The organism is Pseudoxanthomonas suwonensis 11-1 (genome assembly GCF_000185965.1).
Taxonomy (GTDB): domain Bacteria; phylum Pseudomonadota; class Gammaproteobacteria; order Xanthomonadales; family Xanthomonadaceae; genus Pseudoxanthomonas; species Pseudoxanthomonas suwonensis_A.
Map to the genome: position 1 here is coordinate 1,225,044 of NC_014924.1, position 22,332 is coordinate 1,247,375.

The following is a 22,332-nucleotide window of genomic DNA, read 5'->3' on the forward strand; positions in this document are numbered from 1 at the left end:
TGCGGCCTGTCAGTGCGCCGGTACCGGCGACGGCGGGCTGGGGCACAATCGGCCCATGCCCGATTTCGGTAATGCCCGCCACCTGCCGGCCCATGAGTACACGCGCGAGCGCTGGCACAACGGTGCGGGATGGACGCGCCGGATCCTGCGCCTTCCCGGCGAGCCGTGGCCGCTGGGCCTGTCCGTTGCCGAGATCGACGAACCCGCGCCGTACTCCCTGTTGCCCGGGGTCGAGCGCGAGCAGGTGCTGCTGTCCGGGGACGGGTTGCGCCTGGAGTTCGCCGACGGCGAGGTGGCCGGGCTGCTGCCGCCACACCAGCGCATCCGTTTCGATGGCGGGCGCGAGGTCCGCGGCATCCCGCTGGATGGACCGCCGGTGCGGGCGTTCAACGTGATGTGGCGTCCGTCGGCGCTCGAGGTCACGGTCCTGCACCGGCCGCTGGTCGGCGGCATGTTCTGCTTCTGCGACCCGGACACGGCCTGGGCGATCTACCTGCTGGGCGGCACCGCGCGGGTGGCGTCGGACGGGATCGATTTCCAGCTCGATGGCGGCGACAGCGCCTGGCTGGCCTCTGCCGCGCGCCAGCGCTTCGTGGTCGATGGCGCGGGCGAGGCGTTGATGATCCGCGTCCGCGGTGCCGCCGGGGCCAAGGGCCAGGACACCAGCGGGCTGGCGACCGCGCTGTAGTCAAGCCGTGTCGTTGCGCTTCACGCGCCGCCGGGAGCTGTTCGCCGCAGGGGAGGCTCAGTACACGTCGCGGCGGTAGCGGCCCTGCTCGCGCAACGCGTCGCGCCGCCCGCTGCCGAGGATGTCCGCCAGTGCGGCGTCCACCGCCGGGGCCATGGTGTCGGCACTGCCACAGACCAGGACGGTCGCACCCTGGTCCACCCATTCGGCCAGGACCGGGCCGGCGGCGCGCAGCCGGTCCTGCACGTAAGCGCGGTCGCCTTCGCGGGAGAAGGCCAGGTCCATGCGCTCCAGCCAGCCCCCGGCCTGCCAGCGCCGCAGCTCCTCGCCGAAGAACAGGTCGCAGGCGGCGTTGCGCTCGCCGAACAACAGCCAGTTGCGGCGCGCGCCGGCGGCGACGCGGGCGGCCAGATGCGCACGCAGGCCGGCGATGCCGGTGCCATTGCCCACCAGGACCAGCGGCGATTCCGGTGCAGGCGGATGGAAGCCCGGGTTGGCGCGCAGGCGCAGGTCGATGTTCCCGCCCACGGGCGCGTGGCGGCACAGCCAGCCGCTGCCGAGCCCTGGCGAGCCGTCCTCGCGGTAGGTCTCGCGGACCAGCAGCCGCAGCTGGCCCTCGGCCGGGATCGAGGCGATCGAGTAGGCGCGGTGCGGCAGCTGCTGCAGGCGTGCAGCCAGTACCGCCGGCGCCAGGCCGCGCGCGCCGCCGGCGTCGGGCAGCACGCTGCGTGCGAGAAGATCGGCCAGCGGCAGGCTGCCGTCGCCGGTTTCGACCACGGCAGTGCCATCCACCCCGGCCTCGGCCAGCCACGCAGCCACCTGGGCCGGCGCGTTGCGCGGACCGATCTCGGCGATATCGCCGGGCTGCCAGTCGGGCAGGGCGCCGCTGGCCGGTTGCAGCGCAAGCGCATGCGCCGGGCCGCCCTGGCTGCCGGGATTGAGCAGCTGGCGCGCGGCCAGCCGCCACGGGACATAGGCGGGCGCGCTCCAGTCGGCGCTGTCGGGATCGCCACCGATGCGGCCGACGCCGTACTGCCACTGGCGCAGCGCGGCCTCGTCGGCGTTGTCGACTTCGACCCGGTCGAACAGCGGGCGCGCACCGCGGTCGCGCAGCCAGCCGTCCAGCTGCCGGCCGAAGGCGCAGAACGCGCTGTAGCTGCGGTCGCCGAGCGCGAGCACGGCGTACTGCAGCCGCGACAGGTCGGTGTCGGCGTCCATCCGCTGCAGGAAGCCCAGCGCGTGGTCGGGCGGGTCGCCCTCGCCGGTCGTGCTGGCCACGAACAGCGCCTGGCGGGTTGCGGCCAGGCGCGCGGCGTCGACCTCGTCCAGCGGCAGCAGCACGACGTCGCGGCCGCCGGCTCGCAGCATGCTGGCAGTGCGCTCGGCCAGGCTGCCGGCGAAGCCGGTCTGGCTGGCCCAGGCCACCAGTACTGCATTCCCGTCGTCCACGGCTGCCGCGGAGGACTGCGCGCGGCGCGCAGGACGCAGGAAGGCGAGGGTGGCCAGCAGCCAGGCGGCGCCGATGGCCACGGCCGCCCAGGCCCGGCCAGACGCAGGCGCCGCCGGCCACCAGTCGCCGCCGTGCAGCGGCAGCAGCAGGCCTGCCGCGCCCAGCAGCAGCGCAAGCAGCGCCAGCTGGCCCGCCAGTGCGAGGCGGTTGGAGGAGGGCGAGGAACTCATGCGGCCAGGTGGCGGCGGAACGCCGGTGTCATCGCTTCCACCGGGCCGTCGGGCGTGCGGCTGACGAAGCGCGCGGCCAGGCCGTGGTCCTCGGCGAAGCGCAGGCCGGCGTCCGCGCCCATCACCGTCAGCGCGGTGGCCCAGGCATCGGCATGCATGGCATCGGTGGCAACCACGGTCACGGCGGCGGCGGCCTGGCTCACGGGCACGCCGCTGCGCGGATCGAAGCTGTGCGAGTAGCGCACGCCCTCGTGTTCGAAGTGGTGCCAACGGTCGCCGGAGGTGGCGACCGCGGCATCGTCCAGCGCCAGTACCCGCGGCGGGAGTTCGGCCACGGGGGTGTCCAGGTCCGGCTCGGCTTCGACCAGCACCTGCCAGAGGCTGCCATCGGGCTTGCGGCCGTAGGCGCGGATCTCGCCGCCAACCTCGACCAGGGCCGCGGCAATGCCGGCGCTACGCAGGCGTTCAGCGGCAAGGTCCGCGCCGAAGCCCTTGGCGATCGCCGACAAGTCCAGCGCCAGCCCGCCGGGCTGCAGCAGCTCGCGACCCCCGGCGCGACGCTGCACGCGCTGCCAGCCGGTGCGCGCTCGGGTTTCGGCCATCAGCGCCGGCGCAGGCACCTGCAGCGGCCGGTCGCTGGCGCCGAAGCCCCACAGCTCGACCAGCGGCGCGACCGTGGGATCGAACGCGCCACCGCTTGCGGCGGCCACTTCCAGCGCCGCATCCAGCACGCGGGCGAAGGATTCCGGCAGCGCCTGCCAGGTCCCGGTGGCGGCGCGCCGGTAGCGGCTGATGTCCGAGCCGGCCTCCCAGGTGCTCATCTGCGCCACCACCTCGTCCAGCGCGTCCTGGACGATGGCGTGCAGGGCATGCAGGTCGAACGAGGGGCGCACGGCCACGCGCGCGCTCCAGCGCGTTCCCATGGTTTCGCCGCCGAGGGTCGCCAGACCCGCGGCGGACACGTGAGTGGCGCCCATCGCGGCGTGGCTTACTGCGGCAGGACTTCCAGGGTCGCCACGTAGCTGAGGCGGCGCTTGTTCGCCTTGGGCGCGCTGGCCCTGGCATCCTCGGTCGTCACTTCCAGCCAGTACACGCCGGCTTGCGGGAAGGTGATGGCGACGCTGCCGTCCTTGCCGCTGGTGGCCTGGATCTCCTCCTGGGCATTGCGGTAGCGGGTCTCGCCGCGCACCACCTCGACTTCCAGGCCAGCGGCCGGCCTGCCGTCGACGTGCAGCACGAACCGTGCTTCCTCGCCGGCGAACAGGTCGTTCGGATGGGTCACCGGCACCAGCTCCAGGCCTTCGCCCACCGGCCTGATGTCGGTGGTGCGGCCATTGGTCACGAAGGTTTCGACCCGGCCCATGGTCTCGGTGACCTGCACGTTCTGCGCGTCGGCGGGGATCTTCGTCGCCAGCTCTTCGGGTTTGGCATTGCGCAGGAAGCCGCCGCGCGGCGCGCCGGGGCCGGTCACCGGCTTGCCCTCGGCCTCGGCCTTGGCCTTCGCGGCCAGGCTCGCGGCGGTATCCCAGCTGGCCGACAGGCCACGGTTGACGTTGGCGATGCGGTAGGTGCCTTCCTGCTGCAGCTGCAGGTCGAAGGTGCTGCGGTACTTGCCGGTGCTGGCGTTCTGCAGCTGCACCTGGCTGCCGTCCGGCGCGGTGGCGACCACGTTGTCCAGGCGCATGGGCACGTGGTCGGGGAAGAACAGCTGGTTGGACACGGCGGCGTCGAAGGTCACCCACACGTCCTGGCCGTTGACCGTGGCCTGCGAGGGCACCAGCCACTGCTTGTGCGCGGCGGCGGAGAAGGGAAGCGCCAGCGCCAGGGCGATGACGAACGCGTGCTTCTTCATGTGATGCTCCTTGGGGTTACTTGATCGACAGGCTGACCGCGCCCAGCTCGCTGCTGCCCTGGGCCTTGCCGGTCTGGCTGCCCTTGGCCGGCCAGTTGAACGGGATCTTCAGCAGCTCGCGGCCGCCGACTTCGCGCACCGCCTCGACCACCAGGGTGTACTGGCCGGCCTGCAGCTTGGCCAGACGCGGCGAGCCGGAGTCGACCTTGACCACGTGCTTGCCGACCGGGCGGGTCGGCCCGGTCACGCCGTCCACCGGCAGGTCGAGGTTGCGGCCGGACTTGCGCCACCACTGGCGCAGGTCGGGCAGCCACTTGGTGCCGTGGCCCTCGGCGGTGTCCTTCATCTGGTACCAGACCGCCAGGTCGGCCACGGCCTTGCTGTCGGCGCCCTCGATCCACACCGCCACGTACGGGCGGTGGTACTCGGCGACGTTGAGCTTCGGGATCTCGACCGTGACCTCGAGCTCGGCGGCATAGGCCGGCAGGGTCAGGAGTCCGGTCACCGCGAACAGCACTTTGGCGCGCATGGGTTGGTACCTCGTCAATGGATGAAGATCAGGATCAGGACCAGCGGCACCACCAGGCCCAGGCCGACCAGCGGCCAGGTCATGCGCCGCTGCCGCGCGTGCAGGTGCAGCAGGAACAGGCCGGTGATGCAGAACACCAGGCAGGCGATGGCGAACACGTCGATGAACCAGCCCCAGGCCGGTCCGGCGTTGCGGCCCTTGTGCAGGTCGTTGAGGAACGAGACCGCGCCACGGTCGGTGCGCTCGAACTCGACCTCGCCGCTTTCGCGGTCGATGCTCAGCCAGGCGTCGGCACCGGGCGAGGGCATGGACAGGTAGGCCTCGTCCTCCGACCACTCCGCCGGGCGCCGGCCCGCGGCGATCGACAGCTCGTCCTGCAGCCAGCCGGCGATGGCCGGCGGCAGCGGCGCATTGCCTTCGGTGGGCGCGTCGGCAAGCACGTCCAGCAGCGGTTCCGGCAGCTGCGCGGTGCGGTTGTCGACCTGCGGCTGCGCCTCGATCCGCGCGGCGTGGTTGAGGGTGATGCCGGTGGCGGTGAACAGCAGCATCCCGACCAGGCACACCGCCGAGCTGATCCAGTGCCACTGGTGCAGCGTACGCAGCCAGAAACCACGCTTGCGCTGGGCGGATACGGGATCTTCGCGGGTCGTGGTTGCCGGCACGTCTGCAGGGGGCTCGGGAGGCAGGGGAGTATAGCGGTCGAGAACGATTCCCATTCGGTTAACGCACGAGGGCCCGGACGGTTGACGCCGGGCCCTCGCGGTTCGATCAGAACTGGACGTTGAGGCTGACCCAGACGCTGCGGGCCTTGTCCTTGTTGTTGTAGTCGTCCAGGAACAGCACCTCGTTGCTGCCATCGAGCCAGGTGCCGTCGCCATCGAGGTCGCGGAACTCGGTGGCGTAGGTGGTGAAGTCGCGGTCCAGCAGGTTGTTGATCCGCGCGTTGAGCGTCACCGTGTCGTTGATCTGCCAGGCGCCGCCAAGGTGCAGCACGGTGTAGTCGCGGTAGTACAGCGGCTCCTGGGTGATCGCATGCAGGCCGCGGTAACGCTTCGAGCGCGATTCGGCGGTCAGGAACAGGCCGAGGTTGTCGAGCACCTGCCAGTCCAGGGTGAGGTTGGCCATGTGCCGGGCGCTCTCGCCCAGCGGCAGGCCCTGCTGGGCGCCGCTGCGCTGCTCGCTGTCGGTCCAGGTGTAGTTGCCGCGCAGGCCGAAGGCGTCGGCGATCTGCCAGCGGCCGGCCAGTTCGGCGCCCTGGATCACCACCTTGTCGATGTTCACCGTGCGGCTGCTGTTGGCATAGCCCAGGCCGGCGTACTCGCCGGTGCCCGCGCACTCCAGGGCCAGTCCATTGCCGCAGGGTTGCGACGAGATCTTGTCGTCGAAGGTGTTGCGGAAGATGGTGGCGTTGAAGTTGTGGCCGCCCTCGTGGTGCCAGTACGCGGCCAGCTCGTAGCTGGTGCTGGTTTCCGGCCGCAGGTCGGGGTTGCCGAACATCGGCGAGGTCCCCTGGCCGCCGAAGCCGACCACGCCGTCGTACAGCTGGGTGGTCTTGGGGGTCTTGAAGCCGGTGCTGGCGCCGCCCTTGAAGGTCCAGGCTGGGCTCGCGGTGTAGACCGCGTACAGGCGCGGACTGACGTGGCTGCCGAACACCTTGTGGTCGTCGTAGCGGATGCCGCCGGTCAGCGACAGCGCTTCGGACGGCTTCCAGGTGTCCTCTGCGAACAGCGACTGCATGTCGTGCCGCTGCCGGCCGCCGGGACGGCCGGCCTCCATGCCGAACACGCCGTCGGTCAGTTCGCCGCGCACGATCTGGGTACCGACCACGGCGATGTGCTCGCCGGCGGCCTGGAAGGGGATGTCGAGCTTGGCGTCGAGGGTGTACTGCGAGCTCTCGAGGCTGCGCTGCGGGCGCGGCAGGTAGGCCAGCAGCTGGCTGTACTGCTCCGGCGACAGGTTGGCCTGCATGATCGCCAGCTTCTGCGCCTCGGACTGGTTGTTCCAGGCGTTGGCGTTGCGGAAACCGATCGCCGCGCCGGGCGCGCAGTAGCCGCCCGCGCCGACGCTGCCGCCCAGGCTGGTGCAGGCCGCGTTCCAGACCTGCTGCAGCGACTGCCGCTCGGCCACGGTGAAGGGCAGGGTGCGGCCCTCGTTGTTGGTGTCCACGTACGCCAGCGAGACCGTGCTGTCGCCGAAGGACCAGTTGCCTTCGTGGGTCAGCGCGAAGCTGTCGCGGGTGAAGCGTTGGGTCGGGGCATAGCCGGCGCGCGGTTCGACCCGGCCGTTGTTGCCGATGCGCAGCACCGCGCCGAGGTTGTCCACCGTGCCGACCGGGTATTCCTCCACGCCCTCGTCGTTGACGCGGATGGCGTTGTCGTACTCCTGGCGCGAGGTGTCGGCGTCGAGGGTGAGCGTCTGGCTGCCGGTCGGGGTCCAGGCCAGGCTGATGCCGCCGGCCTTGTTGGTGTTGTCCACGGTCTTGCCGCCGCCGCCGAAGCCCAGGGCGCGGCTGTGGCGCTCCCCGGAGGGATCGACCACGTCGTCGTACACCGGGTTGGAGGCTTCGCGCTTGTACCAGCTGCCGCGCACGGTCAGGTCGAGGACGCCGCGGACCAGGGGGCCGGTCAGGTGGAAGTCGGCGGTGGTGTCGTCGCCGTAGGCATCGTCGGTCTCGAAGGTGCGGCCGAGGGTGACCGAGCCGGCCCAGGTGTCCAGGCCCTTGCGGGTGATGATGTTGACCACGCCGCCCATGGCGTCGGCGCCGTACAGGGTCGACATCGGACCGCGGATGACCTCGATCCGCTCGATCGCGTCCAGCGGCGGGATGTGGTTGAACTGGTTGCCGCCGAAGGAGTTCGGGTAGATGTCGCCGTGGTTGTTCTGGCGGCGTCCGTTGACCAGGACCAGGGTGTAGTCGGCGCCCATGCCGCGCATGGAGATCGTGCCCTGGCCGGTCTTGTCGCGGGTCTCGCCGATGTCCACGCCTTCCAGGTCGCGCACGGCGTCCAGCAGGGTGATGTAGGGACGGCGGGCCAGGTCCTCGCGGGTGATCACGCTGATGCTGGCGGGCGCGTCGACGATCTTCTGCTCATAGCCGGTGGCGGTGACCACCACGGTATTGAGGGTGCTGGGCTCGCCGGCGATGTCCGGCCCGGGCGCGGCGAGGGAGGGAGTGGCGACCAGCGCGATGCACAGCGCAAGCGGGAGGCGTGCGGGACGGAGCGGACGGAGATTGGACATGTTTTCCGTATGCGGGCATGGGCCGCGCGGGCGCGGGCCCACGTGGCACTGGAATGGGAATGAGGGGCGCGGCTGGCGTCAGGGGGGCGCCGGGCAACCGGATGCGGTTGCCGGTCGGCGGAGGCCTGAATGTGCGTGCTGGCGCGGTGGGATCTGGCTCATCTCTGGAGGAGCGGCCCGGTGCCTGGATATGCCCAGGGCCCGGGACGCCCCCATCTAAGGTTGGCGTCGTGCATGATAATGATAGGGATTCTTATTTACAACGGGTCCGTCTGGGCCTGCCGGGCCAGGGCAGGCCATCAGGTGCGCCATGCGGCTGGATCGCTCCCCTGTGTCCCCGGGAGCGGTGCCAGTGCCGAGGGTCGAGCTGGAGGGGCGCACGTCGCGGCGTACCGGGACAGACCGGCGTACCGGTGTTCCGGAACATTGGTCATGGCAGGGCGTGCGGCTCGGCCCGATCCTGCTCCGCGCCCCGGCCGCGTCCATGGGACGCAGGCGTCCGCCGGCATGCGTGCCACGGCGCGCATGCCGCCTGATCCCGTGGGGAGGTAGAAGGATCAGTCCCGGTCGTCGCGGGTCCAGATACCCGTGGCGTCGACCCTGACCGGGAACTTGGCGACAGGCGAGTAGGCCGGGGCGCACAGGGCGCGGCCGTCGCGCAGGTCGAAGCGGGCGCCGTGCAGGACGCACTCGATGCTGCCCTCGGCCGGATCCACCGGGCCGGCGGACAGCTCGTAGTCCTCGTGGCTGCAGCGGTCCTCGAGCGCGTACAGGTCGCCGTCGAGGTTGACCACCAGGATCGGTGCGTCGGTCACCTCGTCGAACACGGTGCGCATTTCGCCCGGCAGCAGTTCCGACGGGGCACAGACGAAGGTCCAGGTCCCACTCATGCGGCCACTCCAGCACGCAGCGGCTTCTCCAGCACCTCGAAGCGCAGGTCGTCGCGCAGCGGGACGCCGAAGCGCTCGTCGCCGTAGGGGAAGGGCTTGTGGATGCCGGTGCGGACGTAGCCGCGGCGCTCGTAGAAGGCGATCAGGCTGTCGCGCACGTCGATCACGGTCATGCGCATGGTCGCCAGGTCCCATTCCTCGCGGGCGATGCGCTCGGCCTCGGCCAGCACGGCCTTGCCCACGCCGCCGCCCTGCAGGTCGGGGCGCACGGCGAACATGCCGAAATAGCCGGCGCCGTCCTCCTCGGCTACGTGGGCGCAGGCCAGCAGCGCGCCGTCGCGCTCGGCCAGCAGCACGACGCTGCGCGGGCGGGCGATGTCCGCGGCCAGCACCCCGGGCTCGATGCGCTGGCCGTCAAGCAGGTCGGCCTCGGTGGTCCAGCCCTTGCGGCTGGCCTCGCCGCGGTAGGCGGAGGTGACCAGCTCGACGATGGCGGGGATGTCGGCGGTGGTGGCGGGGCGGAAGCTCGGCATGTCCATCCGCGCATTCTAGGCTCCGCCAGCAGCCTCGGCAGCACGGGCCACGGGACCGGCGGCGGCCGGCGCAGGCAGATCGTGGCGGGACCGCGCCTCGCCGGGCGCCGCCGCTCAGGCGAGCAGGCGGCGGGTCTTTTCCAGCGCGGCGACGAAGCGGTCGATCTCGTCGTGCGTGTTGTAGAACGCCAGCGAGGCGCGCAGGGTCGCGGCCACGCCGAAGTACTGCAGCAGGGGATGGGCGCAATGCTGGCCCGAGCGCACGGCCACGCCTTCCAGGTCCAGCAGGGTGGCCAGGTCGTGCGCATGCGCGCCCTCGACCAGGAACGAGATCACCGCGGCCTTGCCCGGCGCGTTGCCGAAGATGCGCAGGCCGGGGATCGCCTGCAGCGCCTCGGTGGCGTGCGCCAGCAGCTCGCCCTCGCGTGCGGAGATCGCCTCCATGCCGATGTCGTCGAGGTAGTCCATGGCGGCGTGCAGGCCGACGAAGCCGGCGATGTTGGGGGTGCCGGCCTCGAACCTGTGGGGCGGGTCGTTGAACACCGTCCCTTCGAAGCTGACTTCCTTGATCATTTCGCCGCCGCCGATGAACGGCGGCATTTCCTGCAGCAGCTCGCGGCGCGCCCACAGCGCGCCGGTGCCAGTCGGGCCGCACATCTTGTGGCCGGTGACCGCGTAGAAGTCGCAGCCGATGCCGGCCACGTCCAGCCTGAGGTGCGGCGCGGCCTGGGAGCCGTCGACCACGGTCGTGATGCCGCGGCGGCGCGCCTCGCGGCAGATCTCGCGCACCGGGTTGACCGTGCCCAGCACGTTGGACACATGGGCCACGGCCAGCAGCTTCACGTCGCCGGTCATCGACCGGTACAGCGCGTCCAGGTCGAGGCTGCCGTCGGGCAGGATCTCGGCGACCCTGATCCTCGCGCCGGTGCGCTCGGCCACCAGCTGCCAAGGCACGATGTTGGCGTGGTGCTCCATGCGCGAGACCAGGATGGTGTCGCCCTGCTTCAGCCGCGGCAGCGCCCACGAGTACGCCACAAGGTTGATGGCGAAGGTGGTGCCGCTGCACAGCACCAGCTCGTCGGCGCGCACGTTGAGGAAACGCGCCAGGCGTGAGCGCGAGGCCTCGTAGGCCTCGGTGGCCTCGGTACCCAGGGCGTGCACGGCGCGGCTGACGTTGGCGTTGTGGCGGCGGTAGAACTCGTCCTGCGAGGACACCACGGCCAGCGGCTTCTGCGAGGTGTTGGCGTTGTCCAGGTAGACCAGCGGACGGCCGTGGACCTCGCGCATCAGCAGCGGGAAGTCGGCGCGCACGCGCTCCCAGTCGACCTGGCCCGGCTGGGCGGCCTCGTCCACCGCGGGCTTGCTGTTCACGCCTGCACCTCGCCGTCCAGGGCCGCGGCCAGGGCCGCATCGAGCCGGGCCAGCAGCAGCTGGCGCAGGCCGTCGTCCACCATCGCCAGCAGCGGCTCGCGGCAGAAGGCCACGGTCAACAGGCGCTGGGCGTCGGGCAGGGGCACGCCGCGCGAGCGCAGGTAGAACACCGCGTTGGCATCGAGCTGGCCGACGGTGGCGCCGTGCGCGGCCTTGACCTCGTCCGCGTCGATCACCAGCACCGGCTGGGTGTCGATCTCGGCGTCGGCCGACAGCAGCAGGTTCTTGTTGGACAGGTTGGCATCGGTGCCGTCCGCGCCCGGGCGGATGTTGATGCCGCCGTGGAACACGACCCGGCTGCGGCCGTCGGCGATGCCGCGCCACAGCAGGTCGCAGGCGGTATCGCGGGCGACATGGTCGATGCCCAGGCGGGTATCGACGTGGCGGCGGCCGCTGCCCAGCAGCACGCCGTTGGCGGTCAGGCGGGCGCCGTCGCCCTCCAGGCGCACGTTGAGCTCGTGGCGGCTGAGCGCGGCGCCCAGCTCCAGGTCGAAGCGCCGGTACTGCGCATCGCGCGCCAGCACCGCGTCGGTGCGGGCGAAGCGGCTGGCCCTGGCCGAATCGGCCTGCACCCGCGCGTGGCGGACCACGGCGCCCTTGCCGGCATGCAGGTGCAGCACGTCGTTGGACAGGTTGGCGTGTTCGCCGGCGCCGAGCTGGTGCTCGACGATGTCCAGCGCCGCGCCCTCGCGCAGGTCGATGAAGTGGCGCAGGTGCCAGGCACGGTCACCTTCCTGCGCCACGCCCACGAACACCAGGTGCAGCGGCGCCGGGAGGCGCACGCCGGCATCCAGCCGCACCACTGCGCCCTCCTCGGCGAGGGCGGCGTTGGCGCGGGCGAAGACCTCGTCGCGGCGCTCGTAGCGGCGCAGCAGGAAGTTGGCATCGCGCGGCTCGCCGCGCTCCAGCACCTGCGACAGCGCCTCGACGCTGGCACCGGCCGGCAGGCCGGCCAGGTCGCTGTGGGCGGCATCGAAGCGGCCGTTGGCGAACACCAGGCGCGGCGCCGGGATGCCTTCCAGCACGCCGGCGTCGAACGCCGGGGCGGTGGCATCGGCCGGGGCGAAGCCGCGGCGCTCAAGCGCACGCAGCGGGGTGTACTTCCAGGCTTCCTCGCGCGGGCCGGGCAGGCCGTCGGCCAGCAGCGCGTCCAGCGCGGCGCGGCGGCCCGGGCCCAGTTCCTGCGCCTCAGGCGCGCGCAGGGCATCGAAGCCCTGGCGGAACGATTCCAGCAGCGCGGCCATTACGCCACCTGTTCCGGAGCGATCCGGTCCTTGAGCCAGGCGTAGCCGTGCTTCTCCAGTTCCAGCGCCAGCTCCGGGCCGCCGGTCTGGACGATGCGGCCATCGGCGAGGACGTGGACCACGTCGGGCTTGATGTAGTCGAGCAGGCGCTGGTAGTGGGTGATCACCAGGAACGAGCGGCCGTCGCTGCGCAGCGCGTTGACGCCATCGGCCACGGTCTTGAGCGCGTCGATGTCCAGGCCCGAGTCGGTCTCGTCCAGGATCGCCAGCTTCGGCTCGAGTACGGCCAGCTGGAAGATCTCGTTGCGCTTCTTCTCGCCGCCGGAAAAACCTTCGTTCACGCCGCGGTGCAGGAGCTCGTCCTTCAGGTGCAGCACGGCCAGCTTCTCGCGCACCAGCTTGAGGAACTGCATCGAGTCCAGCTCCTCCTGGCCGCGCACCTTGCGCTGGGCGTTGAGCGCGCTGCGCAGGAAGTAGGTGTTGTTCACGCCCGGGATCTCGACCGGGTACTGGAAGGCCAGGAACAGGCCGGCGGCGGCGCGCTCCTCCGGCTCCAGCTCCAGCAGGGCCTGGCCGTCGAACTCGACCGAGCCGGCGGTGACCTCGTAGCCGTCGCGGCCGGCGAGGATGTTGCCAAGGGTCGACTTGCCGGCGCCGTTGGGGCCCATGATGGCGTGCACCTGGCCCGGCTTGACCTCCAGCGAGAGGCCCTTGAGGATTTCCTTGCCGGCGACGCTGGCGTGGAGGTTTTCGATCTTGAGCATGGGATTGGGGATTCGGGATTGGGGAGAGGGATCCGGAAGAAGGCGGCGGCCTCAGCCGACGCTGCCTTCGAGCGAGACTTCCAGCAGTTTCTTGGCCTCGACCGCGAACTCCATCGGCAGCTCGCGGAAGACCTGCTTGCAGAAGCCGTCGACGATCAGCGAGACCGCGTCCTCCTCGGAAATGCCGCGGCTGCGGCAGTAGAACAGCTGGTCCTCGCTGATCTTGGAGGTGGTGGCCTCGTGCTCGACGGTGGCGCCCGGGTTCTTCACCTCGATGTAGGGGAAGGTGTGGGCGCCGCACTGCTTGCCGATCAGCAGGCTGTCGCACTGGGTGTAGTTGCGCGCGCCCTCGGCGCCCCGGTCGACCTTGACCAGGCCGCGGTAGGTGTTCTGGCCGCGGCCCGCGCTTATTCCCTTGGACACGATCTTGGACTTGGTGCGCTTGCCGACGTGGATCATCTTGGTGCCGGTGTCGGCCTGCTGGCGGTGGTGGGTCAGGGCCACCGAGTGGAACTCGCCCACCGAGTCGTCGCCGAGCAGCACGCAGGACGGGTACTTCCAGGTGATGGCCGAGCCGGTCTCGACCTGGGTCCAGGTCACCTTGCTGCGCGCGCCCCGGCACTCGGCGCGCTTGGTCACGAAGTTGTAGATGCCGCCGCGGCCTTCCTCGTCGCCCGGATACCAGTTCTGCACGGTCGAGTACTTGATCTCGGCGTCGTCCAGCACCACCAGCTCGACCACCGCCGCGTGCAGCTGGTTCTCGTCGCGCATCGGCGCGGTGCAGCCCTCGAGGTATGAGACGTAGGCGCCTTCCTCGGCCACGATCAGGGTGCGCTCGAACTGGCCGGTATGACCGGCGTTGATGCGGAAGTAGGTGCTCAGCTCCATCGGGCAGCGCACGCCCTTGGGGATGAACACGAAGCTGCCGTCGGAGAACACGGCGGAATTGAGCGCGGCGAAGTAGTTGTCGCCATGCGGAACCACGCTGCCGAGGTACTTCTGCACCAGCTCGGGGTGCTCACGGATGGCCTCGGACATCGAGCAGAAGATGATGCCCTTCTCGGCCAGTTCCTTGCGGAAGGTGGTGCCCACGGACACCGAGTCGAACACCGCGTCCACCGCCACGCCGGCCAGCTTGGCGCGCTCGTGCAGCGGCACGCCCAGCTTGTCGTAGGTGTCCAGCAGCTCCTTCGGCACCTCGTCCAGCGAGTTGTACTTCGGGCCCTTGGGCGCGGAGTAGTAGCTGATGGACTGGAAGTCGATCGGCGCGATCTGCAGCTTGGCCCAGTGCGGCACCGGCATGCCCAGCCAGCGGCGGTAGGCGTCCAGGCGCCACTGCGTCATCCACTCCGGCTCTTCCTTCTTGGCCGAGAGCGCGCGGATCACGTCCTCGTCCAGGCCCGGGGGCAGGGAGTCGGACTCGATGTCGGTGACGAAGCCGGCGTCGTAGCGGCGGCCCAGGCGCTCGAGGATCTCGGCGTTCTGCGGCGTGGCTTCGGCGGTGGGGGTCTGCATTTCGGTGGCCATCGGGCTGCCTACGGGTTCAGCTTGCGACCTGCACGGCGATCTCGCGCCGGCGGGTGGCAGGGGGGGCGGGAGGAGGGAGCGGGCGCAGCATCTGCGCCAGGGTCACCCCGCGCAGGGCGTCGGCGACCACGTCGTTGATCAGGCGCCAATTCGAACGCACGCCGCACTGGTGGGCGATGCCGCACTGGTTGGCGCCGGCCTGGCTGCACTCGGTCATCGCCAGCGGGCCTTCCATCGCCTCGACGATCTCGATCAGGGTGATGCGGTCGGCGTCGCGGCTCAGGCGGTAGCCGCCGCGCACGCCGCGCAGGCCCTCGACCAGGCCGGCCTGGGCCAGCGGCTTGAGCAGCTTGCTGACGGTGGGCTGTTCCAGGCCGGACTGCTCGGCCAGTTCGGCCGCGCTCAGCACTTCGCCCGGACGCGCCGCGAGGACGGTCAGGACGACGGTGGCGTAGTCGGTCAGCTTGGTGACGCGGAGCATGGACGGAAGGGACCTTTAAAACGGACCGAAATTGTACGCTTTAGTCCGGTCCCGGCCAAGTCCGTATTCATCCTTGCCTTCAGGAAGGTGGTTTGGAAGCGGACGGCGGCCCGTGGCGTCCCCCGTGGCGGACCGCCTTGCGGCCGGGCTTGGGCCTTCCGCCCGCATCGGCGAGAATCGCGGACCAGCCGCCGTCACCGGAACGCCAATGCCCCGCAAGATCGTCGCCCGCAAGTCCCCCATCCACGGCAATGGCGTGTTCGCCGTGGAGCCCCTCCGCAAGGGCGAGCGCGTCATCGAGTACAAGGGCATGCGCCGTACCCACGCCGAGGTGGACGCCGATTCCAGCGGCGACGTCGAGAGCGGGCACACCTTCCTGTTCACCCTCAACGACGACTACGTCATCGACGCCAACTACAAGGGCAACGACGCGCGCTGGATCAACCACAGCTGCGATCCCAACTGCGAGGCGGTGGTGGTCGAGGCCGACGGCGACGACCGCAGCAAGGACCGCATCTTCATCGAGGCGATCCGCGACATCCGTCCGGGCGAGGAGCTGACCTACAACTACGGCATCTCCCTGGCCGAGCGGCACACGCCGCGGCTGAAGAAGATCTGGGCCTGCCGCTGCGGCTCGCCCAGGTGCACCGGGACCATGCTCCAGCCCAAGCGCTGAGCGAAGCGGTCACTCCGCGGCCGGGATCCCCGGGTCGCGGTCCAGCAGCACGTACAGCCGGCCGTCCTGGACGCCGGCCGATTCGACCTGGATGCCGCCCAGCATCGCCGCCAGCGGCGGTTCGATCCGGTACACCGGCTCGGTGCGCGCGTAGTCGGCCAGCCAGGTGTTGAGCAGGCCGCGGGTGCCGGCGTCCAGTTCCAGGCCGGCCCGTGCCGGGCGGAAGTCCTCGATCGCCGGCTGGTCCAGGAAGAACGCCCTGGCCGCCGGGTCGTAACGCAACGCGCTGCTCAGGCGCACCCGTCCGACCGGGGAGGGCGCCGCTCCCGCGGTCGCCGCGGCCAGGTCCAGCGCAAGCTGCATGCGGGTGCCCGGCGGCAGCTCCAGCGAGGGGTTGGAGACGGTCAGCCGGAGCAGGCCGCCAAGGGTGTCGTGGGTTTGCGGGAAGCGTTCCTGCACGAAGGCCTGGGCATCGCCGGCCTCCACGCTGAGCCGCCGGCCCTCGACGCGTGGCTCGGCCTGCGCGGCTGTCGGCACCAGCAGGGCGGCCAGGAGGGCGGGGAAAATCCGGGTCAGGCGCATCGGTGGCTCCTCGCAGAGGGGAGCTCCATCGTGGCCAAGGCCGGTGAACCGGCCGTTAGTGGCGCCCGGGCAGTTCAGCCTGGAGCGCCGCCGAGGTGATTTCCCAGCCCTCGCCATCCTTGCGTGCGCGCAGGCGATAGTCGCCCTGGACCAGGCGCGTGCTGCCGTCCGCCAGCGCCAGGCGCAGGCGTACCGGCACTTCCACCACGCGTGGCACCGGATCGGCATCAAGCGGGCGCGCACTCGCGCTGGTGATCCGCAGGGAGCGGAACGGCTCCTTCGTGCGCAGGATGGCATCGCCGCGCGAGCGTCCGGGACGGCCCTTGGCCCACCACTGGTCGGCCTGCTGCGGGTCGGGGCCGGCCAGTGCGGCCAGGTAGGCATGCACCGCCGACCTGGCGCCTGCGAGCGCCAGGCTGCGGGCGCCATCGTCAATCAGGGCGGCATCCGCGGTGTCGGTTGCCTCCGGGGATTTCGGCTCCGCCCCGGTGTCGGCTGGCGGCGGTATGTCCAGCGGCGTGGCTGGCAACGGACGGCAGGCGCGCCAGGCCAGGACCAGGGCGAGCAGGACGACGATGGAGAGGATCAGGCGGTTACGCATGGGGCGACGACGGGAACGGCCGGCGCAGCTTACGGAACCGGGGCGGATCAGTCGCCTGGGCGGACTTCGAGCCGGGCCAGCAGCTGTGCCAGCGGCTCCCGCAGCCCGACAAGCGGATCATCGGCGAGGGCGGGATGGCGGCGGGCGATGCCATCGAGCAGGCGTGCGCCGATCACCAGCGCGGTGCGCTCGTCGGCGCTGAGCCCGGGCAGGCGCTGGTTGCTTTCGACCACGCGCATCCAGTCATCGACGCAGGGCTGTTCGAACTCGATCGAGCAGCGTCCCTGGCACGGCAGTCCGCCGTTCTCCACCGGGGTAACGGTGATGCGGTAGCGGTGGGGAGACGAAGCCATGGCGAGGGTCCTGCAGGTGTGTGCGGCCAAGATAGGCCCGCCGGCCGGCAGGGACGAGGCCCGTGGCCACGATGGACCGTTCCACTCCCTCAGGGCGGCGATGGTGGAGGCGCGGTGGCAAGCAGGCGCGGCAGCGGATTGGACGCGCCGCCGGGGCCGTAGATGCCGTAGTGCAGGTGTGGTGGCGTGGTGCGCGCGTTGCCGGTGTTGCCGACCGTTCCCAGCACGGTGCCGGCCTCGACCATGTCGCCGGCGGCCAGCCCCGGCGCCCAGTGGTCGAGGTGGGCGTAGTAGTGCGATTCGTTGCCCGGACCACGCACCCAGACCTGGCGTCCGCCGAGGCCGCGGTCGCGCACGGCGGTGACGATGCCGCGGGTGGTGCTGGTCACCGGCGTGCCGCGCGGCGCGAAGATGTCCAGGCCCTCGTGGCTGCGGTCGCTGTCGCGGGGCGCACCCCAGGTGTCGGCGATGCGGCCTGCCTCGACGCCTTGCACCGGTACCGGCAGCGTCTCCGGCGCCGGACTGCGCGCCAGTTCCCAGGTGAAGCGCGCACGCTGGGTGGCCGGGTGCTGCCATGCCCAGAGCAGGCACGCGCCCAGCACGCACAGCCACAGCAGGGTCCAGGCGGAACCGGCGAGGCGGCGGGCGAGGGTGGGGCGTCCATGGGCAGGCATGGACTGCAGGATGGCGCGTGCTGCGTGCCCGTCGCGCAAACAGGGCGGACAGGCCGCAAATGAAAACGGGGCGGCCTTGCGGCCGCCCCGTCGAAGAGCTTCAGCCAGTCGCGCCGATCAGGCGGCAGCGTCCTTGAGCTTCTTCAGCGGACGCACCTTGACCTTGACCGAGGCCGGCTTGGCGGCGAACCACTGCTCTTCCTTGGTGAACGGGTTGATGCCCTTGCGCTTCGGCTTGGCCGGAACCTTGACCGAGGTGACCTTGAACAGGCCCGGCAGGGTGAAGCTGCCAGCGCCCTTCTTGCTGATCGCGCCGGAGACCGCATCCTCGACGGCAGCCAGGACGGCCTTGACGTCCTTGGCGACGACGCCGCTGGTTTCGGACAGGTGCTTGATCAGGGCGGACTTGCCCAGGACTTCCTTCAGCGGGGCGGCCTTCTTCGGAGCGGCAGCCTTCTTCGGCGCAGCAGCCTTCTTCACTGCGGTCGTCTTCGCCGCTTTGGTCGCGGCCTTCTTGGCGGCCGGCTTCTTGGTGGTCTTCGCCATAAATTTCCTGTTCCGTTCGATTGGATGGTGGGCCGAGAGGATCGGCACGGCGAATGTAGGCGATGAAGGCAGCGCCGCCAAGAGGAAATTCGCGCCAAAACGGCAAAAAAGCCGGCCAATAGGCCATAAGTCGCACCGGCGGGGGCGTCAGGGGCCGTTCCGGGCCCCGGAGCGGCGCGCCTGCTTGCGTTCGGCGACCTTCTGCGCGGCCTCGTGTTCGCGGGCGGTGCGCACCATTTCCCCCAGCCATCCGGCCAGCAGGTCGGTGTAGGCCAGCTGCTCCGGCTTGCCGGAAAACGCATGGTCGGCGCCCTGGATCCGGCGCCTGGTCAGGGAGCGCGCGTTGGAGAACGCGGCCGCGTAGTTCTCGCCGACCTGGTGCGGGACGGTCTGGTCGTGCTCGGCCTCCACCAGCAGCACGTCGCCCGGGAAACCATGGCTCGCACGCAGGGCGCGGTTGAGTTCCCAGGACACCGGGCGGCGGCGGAATGCGTGCAGGTCCGGGTCGGCATGCAGCTGGCGCTTGGGCAGCTCCCAGCCCTCGTCCTTGTAGAGCGCCGGGGAGCGCAGGGCCAGCCAGCGCACCGGGCGCAGCTCGGAAAGCAACGCGGCCAGGTAACCGCCGTAACTGATGCCCACCACGGCGATGGCCGAGGCATCCACGTCCGGGCGCGCGGCGAACCAGTCGTAGGCGGCGAGCAGGTCGGCCAGGTTCTGCGGACGGCTGACCGTTTCCCACTGCGCGGCGGTCTGCTCGTGGCCGCGCAGGTCGAAGGTCAGGCAGACGCAGCCGATGCCGGCGATGCGGCGGGCGCGGCCCAGGTCGTGGTCCTGGCTGCCGCCCCAGCCGTGCACGAACAGCACCCCGGGCAGGGCCGGCGGCGGCGAGAGCACGGTGCCGCGGACGACCTCGTCGTCGACCCTGATGTCGACCTGGTCAAGGCGGATTTCCATGCGCCACAGCGTACTTCAGCACCGGTCCACGCGATGCGAGCGGATCGCGGAAGTGCACCTGCGCCGACGGCGGGGGCTGGTGCGCGGGATCGTGGCTCTCGTGGCAGGAAGTGGTGATCGCGCCCCCGCGAGGCGCCCGGACAGCAGCGCATCCAGCGCGACGATCTCGGCGGGGGAAGCGCCGCCCAGCCGCCAGGACTGCTCCAGCACGCCGCAGCGCCAGTTGCCGTGCGCGTCGTGCCCGGCGATGACGTCGTAGTTGCGGCGCGAGGCGAAGAAGCCGGGATGCACCGCTTCCACCGCGGCGTCATAGCGGCGCGCGCAGTCCAGGGCGTGGCGCTGCATCGCGTCGGTGGCGACCGGCTCCAGCGCGGCGTAGTCGCCGGCGACCACGTGCAGGCGGGAGCCGGTGTAGACCTCCAGTCCCTCGCGGTCCGGCGCCTGGTGCTGGGTGCCGAGGTAGGACAGCACCATGCCTGCGATCCTCACTTGGCCCACGCTGCAGGTGGTGGCGTCGACCAGGTCCTGCTCCAGGACCATGCCGTGCTCCTGCAGCTCCAGCCGGTCGAGCGCCGCCAGCGCCTCGTCCAGGGTGCCGGGGCAGTCCACCCGGCGCTGGCCGTTGCCACCGCGCGCCTGCGCCGGCTTGAGCCGGATCGCGCCGCCGCGGGCCAGCAGTTCGCGTCCGGCGAGGCCGGCGGACTGCGGACAGAACACGCTGAATCCATCCAGCACCACCGGCCGCAGGCGCTCGCCCAGCTCCGAGCGCCAGCCTTCGGGGATGGATGCGCATTCGCGCGGCAGGGCGTGGGTGATCACCTTGCTGGCGACGAAGGCATGCGGCACCACGCCGCCAAACAGGTCGTCCTCGTCGACGATGCCGAGGCGTGCGGCCTGCGCCGCGGTCAGGGTGTCGTCGGGGACGAAGTAGGGTCGCAGTGGCGGCGGATTGGCCGGGTCGTACGCGCCGGCGTACTCCCAGCCGGCCAGTTCGGCCAGGCGGCGCGCGACCCAGGCCTGCGATGCCTGCTCATGCCCGCTGCGTGGGTGCCCGCTCGCGCATACGGTGACCACCGAGCGCCTGGAGCGGTTGTCGGGGGAGGTCATGCCGGCCGCTCCGCGGAAGGGACGGGACAACGCTGCGGGCTGCGCGGTGAAACGGGTGCGAAGGATCGGCGTCGCGCTGGCGGCCAGCAGATGCGTTTGCGGAGGTGTGTGGATCACGTTCCACGCCCGCGCCGGCGCGTGGCATCCAGCCTTGCTTGGGGCGGTGGCGCGCAGGCACCCCGCCTCACGGCGCCGGGGGGCGACGCGCATAAAAAAGCCGGGGCATCTCGCGATGCCCCGGCCGGACTGCGGGCTGAGGGAGGGATCAGCCGGCAAGTGCGAAGAACACGCCCCAGGAAGGCAGCGTGGCTTCCCCGCCGTCGACGCCGGCCACGGCATGGCCGGGGATCGTCTGCGGCTGCCACTGCCCCTCGGGCAGGGACAGGCGGGCGGGGTTGGCGGAGAGGTTGAACGCGGCGAGCACGCGCTGGCCCTCGTGCTCGCGCACGAACGCCAGCACCGGCTCGGCGGTGTCGAGGAAACGGATCGAGCCGCGCACCAGGGCCGGATGCTGCTTGCGCCAGCGCATGAACGCACGGAAAGCGTGCAGCACCGAATCCGGATCGGCCTCCTGGCGCTCGACGGCGCGGGCGCGGTGCTGGTCCGGGACCGGCAGCCACGGCTGCGCCGGGCTGAAGCCGGCGTCGGCGGCGTCCTTCCACGGCATCGGCGTGCGGCATCCGTCGCGGCCCTTGAAGGTCGGCCAGAAGGTGATGCCGTAGGGGTCGCGCAGCGCCTCGAACGGAACGTCGGCCTCGGGCAGGCCCAGCTCCTCGCCCTGGTAGATGCAGACCGAGCCGCGCAGCGAGCAGACCATCGCCGCCAGCATGCGGGCCAGGGCCGGCGGCGCCTCGTCGCCGCCCCAGCGGGTGACGGCGCGGCGCACGTCGTGGTTGGACACCGCCCAGCACGGCCAGCCCTCGGTCATCGCCGCTTCCAGGCGCTCCACCGTGCCGCGGATGTAGCCGGCGCTGAAGTCGTCCACCAGCAGCTCGAAGCTGTAGCCCATGTTCAGGCGCTTGCCGGAGGTGTACTCGGCGGTGGTGGCCAGCGAATCCTCCGAGGAGATCTCGCCCAGGGTCACCGCGCCGGGGTACTGGTCCATCAGCCTGCGCAGGTCCTCGAGGAAGGCGATGTTCTCGGGCCTGGTGTTGTTGTAGTAGTGGTACTGGAACGCGTAGGGGTTGTCCGGGCTGAAGCCGCGGCCCACGCGCTTGTCCGCCGGCTTGGGCGGGTTGTCGCGCAGCTGCGCGTCGTGGAAGCAGAAGTTGATCGCGTCCAGGCGGAAGCCGTCGACGCCGCGGTCCAGCCAGAACTTCACGTTGTCCAGGGTGGCCTTCTGCACTTCCGGATTGTGGAAGTTCAGGTCCGGCTGGTCGACCAGGAAGTTGTGCAGGTAGTACTGGCAGCGGCGCGGCTCCCAGCGCCAGGCCACGCCGCCGAAGATCGACATCCAGTTGTTGGGCGGGCTGCCGTCGTCCTTCGCATCGGCCCACACGTACCAGTCGGCCTTGGGGTTGGTGCGGTCCTGGCGGCTCTCCTGGAACCAGTCGTGCTGGGTCGAGGTGTGGCTGAGCACCTGGTCGATCATCACCTTGATGCCCAGGCCGTGGGCCTTCTCGAGCAGGCGGTCGAAGTCGGCGAGGTTGCCGAACAGCGGATCGACGTCGCGCGGATCGGCGATGTCATAGCCGTAGTCGGCCATCGGCGACTTGAAGAAGGGCGAGATCCAGATCGCGTCCACGCCCAGCGAGGCCACGTAGTCCAGCCGGTCGGTGATGCCCGGAAGGTCGCCCACGCCGTCGCCGTTGGTGTCGAGGAAGCTGCGGGGGTAGATCTGGTAGATGACGGCGCCGCGCCACCACTGGTTGTCGGACATACGGGAACCATTACGGTTGGGATGCCGCGCTGGATTGCGCGGCCGGGTGGAGGACCGGCGGCCGTGCAACCCCTCGCACGCGCCGCCGTCGAACCGGCCGC

23 protein-coding genes are annotated in these 22,332 nt (G+C 71.0%); 2 read left to right on the forward strand and 21 right to left on the reverse strand.

The window, feature by feature from the left end; translation table 11 throughout:
- The first annotated feature begins 55 nt into the window (after nucleotides 1-55).
- Nucleotides 56-688: a HutD family protein gene (locus tag PSESU_RS05445; protein ID WP_155942722.1), complete on the forward strand. Its 633-nt coding sequence runs from the start codon at nucleotides 56-58 to the stop codon at nucleotides 686-688.
- Between the two features lie 57 nt (nucleotides 689-745).
- On the opposite strand, the gene PSESU_RS05450 is transcribed toward PSESU_RS05445, so the two are convergent.
- The 13 genes from PSESU_RS05450 to PSESU_RS05510 all read right to left on the reverse strand — a co-directional run bounded on the left by PSESU_RS05450 (nucleotide 746) and on the right by PSESU_RS05510 (nucleotide 14,859).
- Nucleotides 746-2,368: a flavodoxin domain-containing protein gene (locus PSESU_RS05450; RefSeq protein ID WP_013534768.1), complete on the reverse strand. Its 1,623-nt coding sequence runs from the start codon at nucleotides 2,366-2,368 to the stop codon at nucleotides 746-748.
- Nucleotides 2,365-3,345 (reverse strand): FAD:protein FMN transferase, encoded by a 981-nt coding sequence (locus tag PSESU_RS05455; RefSeq protein ID WP_013534769.1) that lies wholly within the window; start codon nucleotides 3,343-3,345, stop codon nucleotides 2,365-2,367. Before PSESU_RS05455 ends, PSESU_RS05450 begins: the two co-directional genes overlap by 4 nt.
- 11 nt (nucleotides 3,346-3,356) lie before the next feature.
- Nucleotides 3,357-4,220 carry a DUF4198 domain-containing protein gene (locus PSESU_RS05460; protein WP_013534770.1) on the reverse strand — a complete coding sequence of 288 codons (864 nt, stop codon included), beginning with the start codon at nucleotides 4,218-4,220 and terminating at the stop codon, nucleotides 3,357-3,359.
- A gap of 16 nt (nucleotides 4,221-4,236) precedes the next feature.
- The gene (locus PSESU_RS05465; protein WP_013534771.1) at nucleotides 4,237-4,749 is read right to left on the reverse strand and encodes a DUF2271 domain-containing protein; all 513 of its coding nucleotides are present in this window, start codon (nucleotides 4,747-4,749) and stop codon (nucleotides 4,237-4,239) included.
- A gap of 14 nt (nucleotides 4,750-4,763) precedes the next feature.
- Nucleotides 4,764-5,465 carry a PepSY-associated TM helix domain-containing protein gene (locus PSESU_RS05470; RefSeq protein ID WP_013534772.1) on the reverse strand — a complete coding sequence of 234 codons (702 nt, stop codon included), beginning with the start codon at nucleotides 5,463-5,465 and terminating at the stop codon, nucleotides 4,764-4,766.
- A gap of 52 nt (nucleotides 5,466-5,517) precedes the next feature.
- Nucleotides 5,518-7,989, reverse strand: coding sequence for a TonB-dependent receptor domain-containing protein (locus tag PSESU_RS05475; protein WP_013534773.1), 2,472 nt, complete (start codon nucleotides 7,987-7,989; stop codon nucleotides 5,518-5,520).
- Nucleotides 7,990-8,546: 557 nt separating this feature from the next.
- Nucleotides 8,547-8,879, reverse strand: a complete 333-nt coding sequence (locus tag PSESU_RS05480; protein ID WP_013534774.1) for a non-heme iron oxygenase ferredoxin subunit — start codon at nucleotides 8,877-8,879, stop codon at nucleotides 8,547-8,549.
- Nucleotides 8,876-9,418 carry a GNAT family N-acetyltransferase gene (locus PSESU_RS05485; RefSeq protein WP_041763885.1) on the reverse strand — a complete coding sequence of 181 codons (543 nt, stop codon included), beginning with the start codon at nucleotides 9,416-9,418 and terminating at the stop codon, nucleotides 8,876-8,878. Before PSESU_RS05485 ends, PSESU_RS05480 begins: the two co-directional genes overlap by 4 nt.
- Nucleotides 9,419-9,526: 108 nt before the next feature.
- Complete coding sequence (locus tag PSESU_RS05490; protein ID WP_013534776.1) at nucleotides 9,527-10,783, reverse strand: cysteine desulfurase; 1,257 nt, start codon at nucleotides 10,781-10,783, stop codon at nucleotides 9,527-9,529.
- A complete protein-coding gene (sufD, locus tag PSESU_RS05495; protein WP_013534777.1) occupies nucleotides 10,780-12,087 on the reverse strand; it encodes a Fe-S cluster assembly protein SufD in 1,308 nt (435 codons plus the stop codon). Before sufD ends, PSESU_RS05490 begins: the two co-directional genes overlap by 4 nt.
- Nucleotides 12,087-12,851: a Fe-S cluster assembly ATPase SufC gene (gene sufC / locus PSESU_RS05500; RefSeq protein WP_013534778.1), complete on the reverse strand. Its 765-nt coding sequence runs from the start codon at nucleotides 12,849-12,851 to the stop codon at nucleotides 12,087-12,089. Before sufC ends, sufD begins: the two co-directional genes overlap by 1 nt.
- 51 nt (nucleotides 12,852-12,902) lie before the next feature.
- Nucleotides 12,903-14,378 carry a Fe-S cluster assembly protein SufB gene (gene sufB, locus PSESU_RS05505; RefSeq protein ID WP_013534779.1) on the reverse strand — a complete coding sequence of 492 codons (1,476 nt, stop codon included), beginning with the start codon at nucleotides 14,376-14,378 and terminating at the stop codon, nucleotides 12,903-12,905.
- Between the two features lie 16 nt (nucleotides 14,379-14,394).
- On the reverse strand, nucleotides 14,395-14,859 hold the full coding sequence (locus PSESU_RS05510; RefSeq protein ID WP_013534780.1) for an SUF system Fe-S cluster assembly regulator: 465 nt from the start codon (nucleotides 14,857-14,859) through the stop codon (nucleotides 14,395-14,397).
- Between the two features lie 208 nt (nucleotides 14,860-15,067).
- Between PSESU_RS05510 and PSESU_RS05515 the strand changes: the two genes are divergently transcribed.
- Complete coding sequence (locus PSESU_RS05515) at nucleotides 15,068-15,535, forward strand: SET domain-containing protein (RefSeq protein ID WP_013534781.1); 468 nt, start codon at nucleotides 15,068-15,070, stop codon at nucleotides 15,533-15,535.
- A 9-nt stretch (nucleotides 15,536-15,544) separates the two neighbouring features.
- On the opposite strand, the gene PSESU_RS05520 is transcribed toward PSESU_RS05515, so the two are convergent.
- The 8 genes from PSESU_RS05520 to PSESU_RS05555 form a co-directional block, all read right to left on the reverse strand.
- A complete protein-coding gene (locus PSESU_RS05520; protein ID WP_013534782.1) occupies nucleotides 15,545-16,117 on the reverse strand; it encodes a DUF1439 domain-containing protein in 573 nt (190 codons plus the stop codon).
- A gap of 55 nt (nucleotides 16,118-16,172) precedes the next feature.
- Nucleotides 16,173-16,718, reverse strand: a complete 546-nt coding sequence (locus PSESU_RS05525) for a hypothetical protein (protein WP_013534783.1) — start codon at nucleotides 16,716-16,718, stop codon at nucleotides 16,173-16,175.
- A gap of 47 nt (nucleotides 16,719-16,765) precedes the next feature.
- Nucleotides 16,766-17,071, reverse strand: coding sequence for a DUF3861 family protein (locus PSESU_RS05530; protein ID WP_013534784.1), 306 nt, complete (start codon nucleotides 17,069-17,071; stop codon nucleotides 16,766-16,768).
- 89 nt (nucleotides 17,072-17,160) lie between these two features.
- Nucleotides 17,161-17,745: a M23 family metallopeptidase gene (locus PSESU_RS05535; protein WP_013534785.1), complete on the reverse strand. Its 585-nt coding sequence runs from the start codon at nucleotides 17,743-17,745 to the stop codon at nucleotides 17,161-17,163.
- A gap of 117 nt (nucleotides 17,746-17,862) precedes the next feature.
- Entirely contained in the window at nucleotides 17,863-18,291 is a 429-nt protein-coding gene (locus PSESU_RS05540; RefSeq protein ID WP_013534786.1) for an HU family DNA-binding protein, read from the reverse strand.
- Between the two features lie 147 nt (nucleotides 18,292-18,438).
- Nucleotides 18,439-19,245, reverse strand: coding sequence for an alpha/beta hydrolase family protein (locus PSESU_RS05545; protein ID WP_013534787.1), 807 nt, complete (start codon nucleotides 19,243-19,245; stop codon nucleotides 18,439-18,441).
- A 15-nt stretch (nucleotides 19,246-19,260) separates the two neighbouring features.
- Nucleotides 19,261-20,352, reverse strand: a complete 1,092-nt coding sequence (locus PSESU_RS05550; protein ID WP_013534788.1) for a DUF3182 family protein — start codon at nucleotides 20,350-20,352, stop codon at nucleotides 19,261-19,263.
- A 265-nt stretch (nucleotides 20,353-20,617) separates the two neighbouring features.
- Nucleotides 20,618-22,231 carry an alpha-glucosidase family protein gene (locus tag PSESU_RS05555; RefSeq protein WP_013534789.1) on the reverse strand — a complete coding sequence of 538 codons (1,614 nt, stop codon included), beginning with the start codon at nucleotides 22,229-22,231 and terminating at the stop codon, nucleotides 20,618-20,620.
- Nucleotides 22,232-22,332 lie beyond the last annotated feature (101 nt).

What these genes read in the sequence shown, in the direction of transcription:
- PSESU_RS05475 (WP_013534773.1), bottom strand. Translation starts at nt 7,989, where the DNA reads ATGTCCAATCTCCGTCCGCTCCGTCCCGCACGCCTCCCGCTTGCGCTG.
- PSESU_RS05470 (WP_013534772.1), bottom strand. Translation starts at nt 5,465, where the DNA reads ATGGGAATCGTTCTCGACCGCTATACTCCCCTGCCTCCCGAGCCCCCT.
- PSESU_RS05545 (WP_013534787.1), bottom strand. Translation starts at nt 19,245, where the DNA reads ATGGAAATCCGCCTTGACCAGGTCGACATCAGGGTCGACGACGAGGTC.
- PSESU_RS05525 (WP_013534783.1), bottom strand. Translation starts at nt 16,718, where the DNA reads ATGCGTAACCGCCTGATCCTCTCCATCGTCGTCCTGCTCGCCCTGGTC.
- sufB (WP_013534779.1), bottom strand. Translation starts at nt 14,378, where the DNA reads ATGGCCACCGAAATGCAGACCCCCACCGCCGAAGCCACGCCGCAGAAC.
- PSESU_RS05460 (WP_013534770.1), bottom strand. Translation starts at nt 4,220, where the DNA reads ATGAAGAAGCACGCGTTCGTCATCGCCCTGGCGCTGGCGCTTCCCTTC.
- sufC (WP_013534778.1), bottom strand. Translation starts at nt 12,851, where the DNA reads ATGCTCAAGATCGAAAACCTCCACGCCAGCGTCGCCGGCAAGGAAATC.
- PSESU_RS05535 (WP_013534785.1), bottom strand. Translation starts at nt 17,745, where the DNA reads ATGCCTGCCCATGGACGCCCCACCCTCGCCCGCCGCCTCGCCGGTTCC.
- PSESU_RS05445 (WP_155942722.1), top strand. Translation starts at nt 56, where the DNA reads ATGCCCGATTTCGGTAATGCCCGCCACCTGCCGGCCCATGAGTACACG.
- PSESU_RS05510 (WP_013534780.1), bottom strand. Translation starts at nt 14,859, where the DNA reads ATGCTCCGCGTCACCAAGCTGACCGACTACGCCACCGTCGTCCTGACC.
- PSESU_RS05520 (WP_013534782.1), bottom strand. Translation starts at nt 16,117, where the DNA reads ATGCGCCTGACCCGGATTTTCCCCGCCCTCCTGGCCGCCCTGCTGGTG.
- sufD (WP_013534777.1), bottom strand. Translation starts at nt 12,087, where the DNA reads ATGGCCGCGCTGCTGGAATCGTTCCGCCAGGGCTTCGATGCCCTGCGC.
- PSESU_RS05555 (WP_013534789.1), bottom strand. Translation starts at nt 22,231, where the DNA reads ATGTCCGACAACCAGTGGTGGCGCGGCGCCGTCATCTACCAGATCTAC.
- PSESU_RS05530 (WP_013534784.1), bottom strand. Translation starts at nt 17,071, where the DNA reads ATGGCTTCGTCTCCCCACCGCTACCGCATCACCGTTACCCCGGTGGAG.
- PSESU_RS05540 (WP_013534786.1), bottom strand. Translation starts at nt 18,291, where the DNA reads ATGGCGAAGACCACCAAGAAGCCGGCCGCCAAGAAGGCCGCGACCAAA.
- PSESU_RS05455 (WP_013534769.1), bottom strand. Translation starts at nt 3,345, where the DNA reads ATGGGCGCCACTCACGTGTCCGCCGCGGGTCTGGCGACCCTCGGCGGC.
- PSESU_RS05480 (WP_013534774.1), bottom strand. Translation starts at nt 8,879, where the DNA reads ATGAGTGGGACCTGGACCTTCGTCTGTGCCCCGTCGGAACTGCTGCCG.
- PSESU_RS05465 (WP_013534771.1), bottom strand. Translation starts at nt 4,749, where the DNA reads ATGCGCGCCAAAGTGCTGTTCGCGGTGACCGGACTCCTGACCCTGCCG.
- PSESU_RS05550 (WP_013534788.1), bottom strand. Translation starts at nt 20,352, where the DNA reads ATGACCTCCCCCGACAACCGCTCCAGGCGCTCGGTGGTCACCGTATGC.
- PSESU_RS05485 (WP_041763885.1), bottom strand. Translation starts at nt 9,418, where the DNA reads ATGGACATGCCGAGCTTCCGCCCCGCCACCACCGCCGACATCCCCGCC.
- PSESU_RS05515 (WP_013534781.1), top strand. Translation starts at nt 15,068, where the DNA reads ATGCCCCGCAAGATCGTCGCCCGCAAGTCCCCCATCCACGGCAATGGC.
- PSESU_RS05450 (WP_013534768.1), bottom strand. Translation starts at nt 2,368, where the DNA reads ATGAGTTCCTCGCCCTCCTCCAACCGCCTCGCACTGGCGGGCCAGCTG.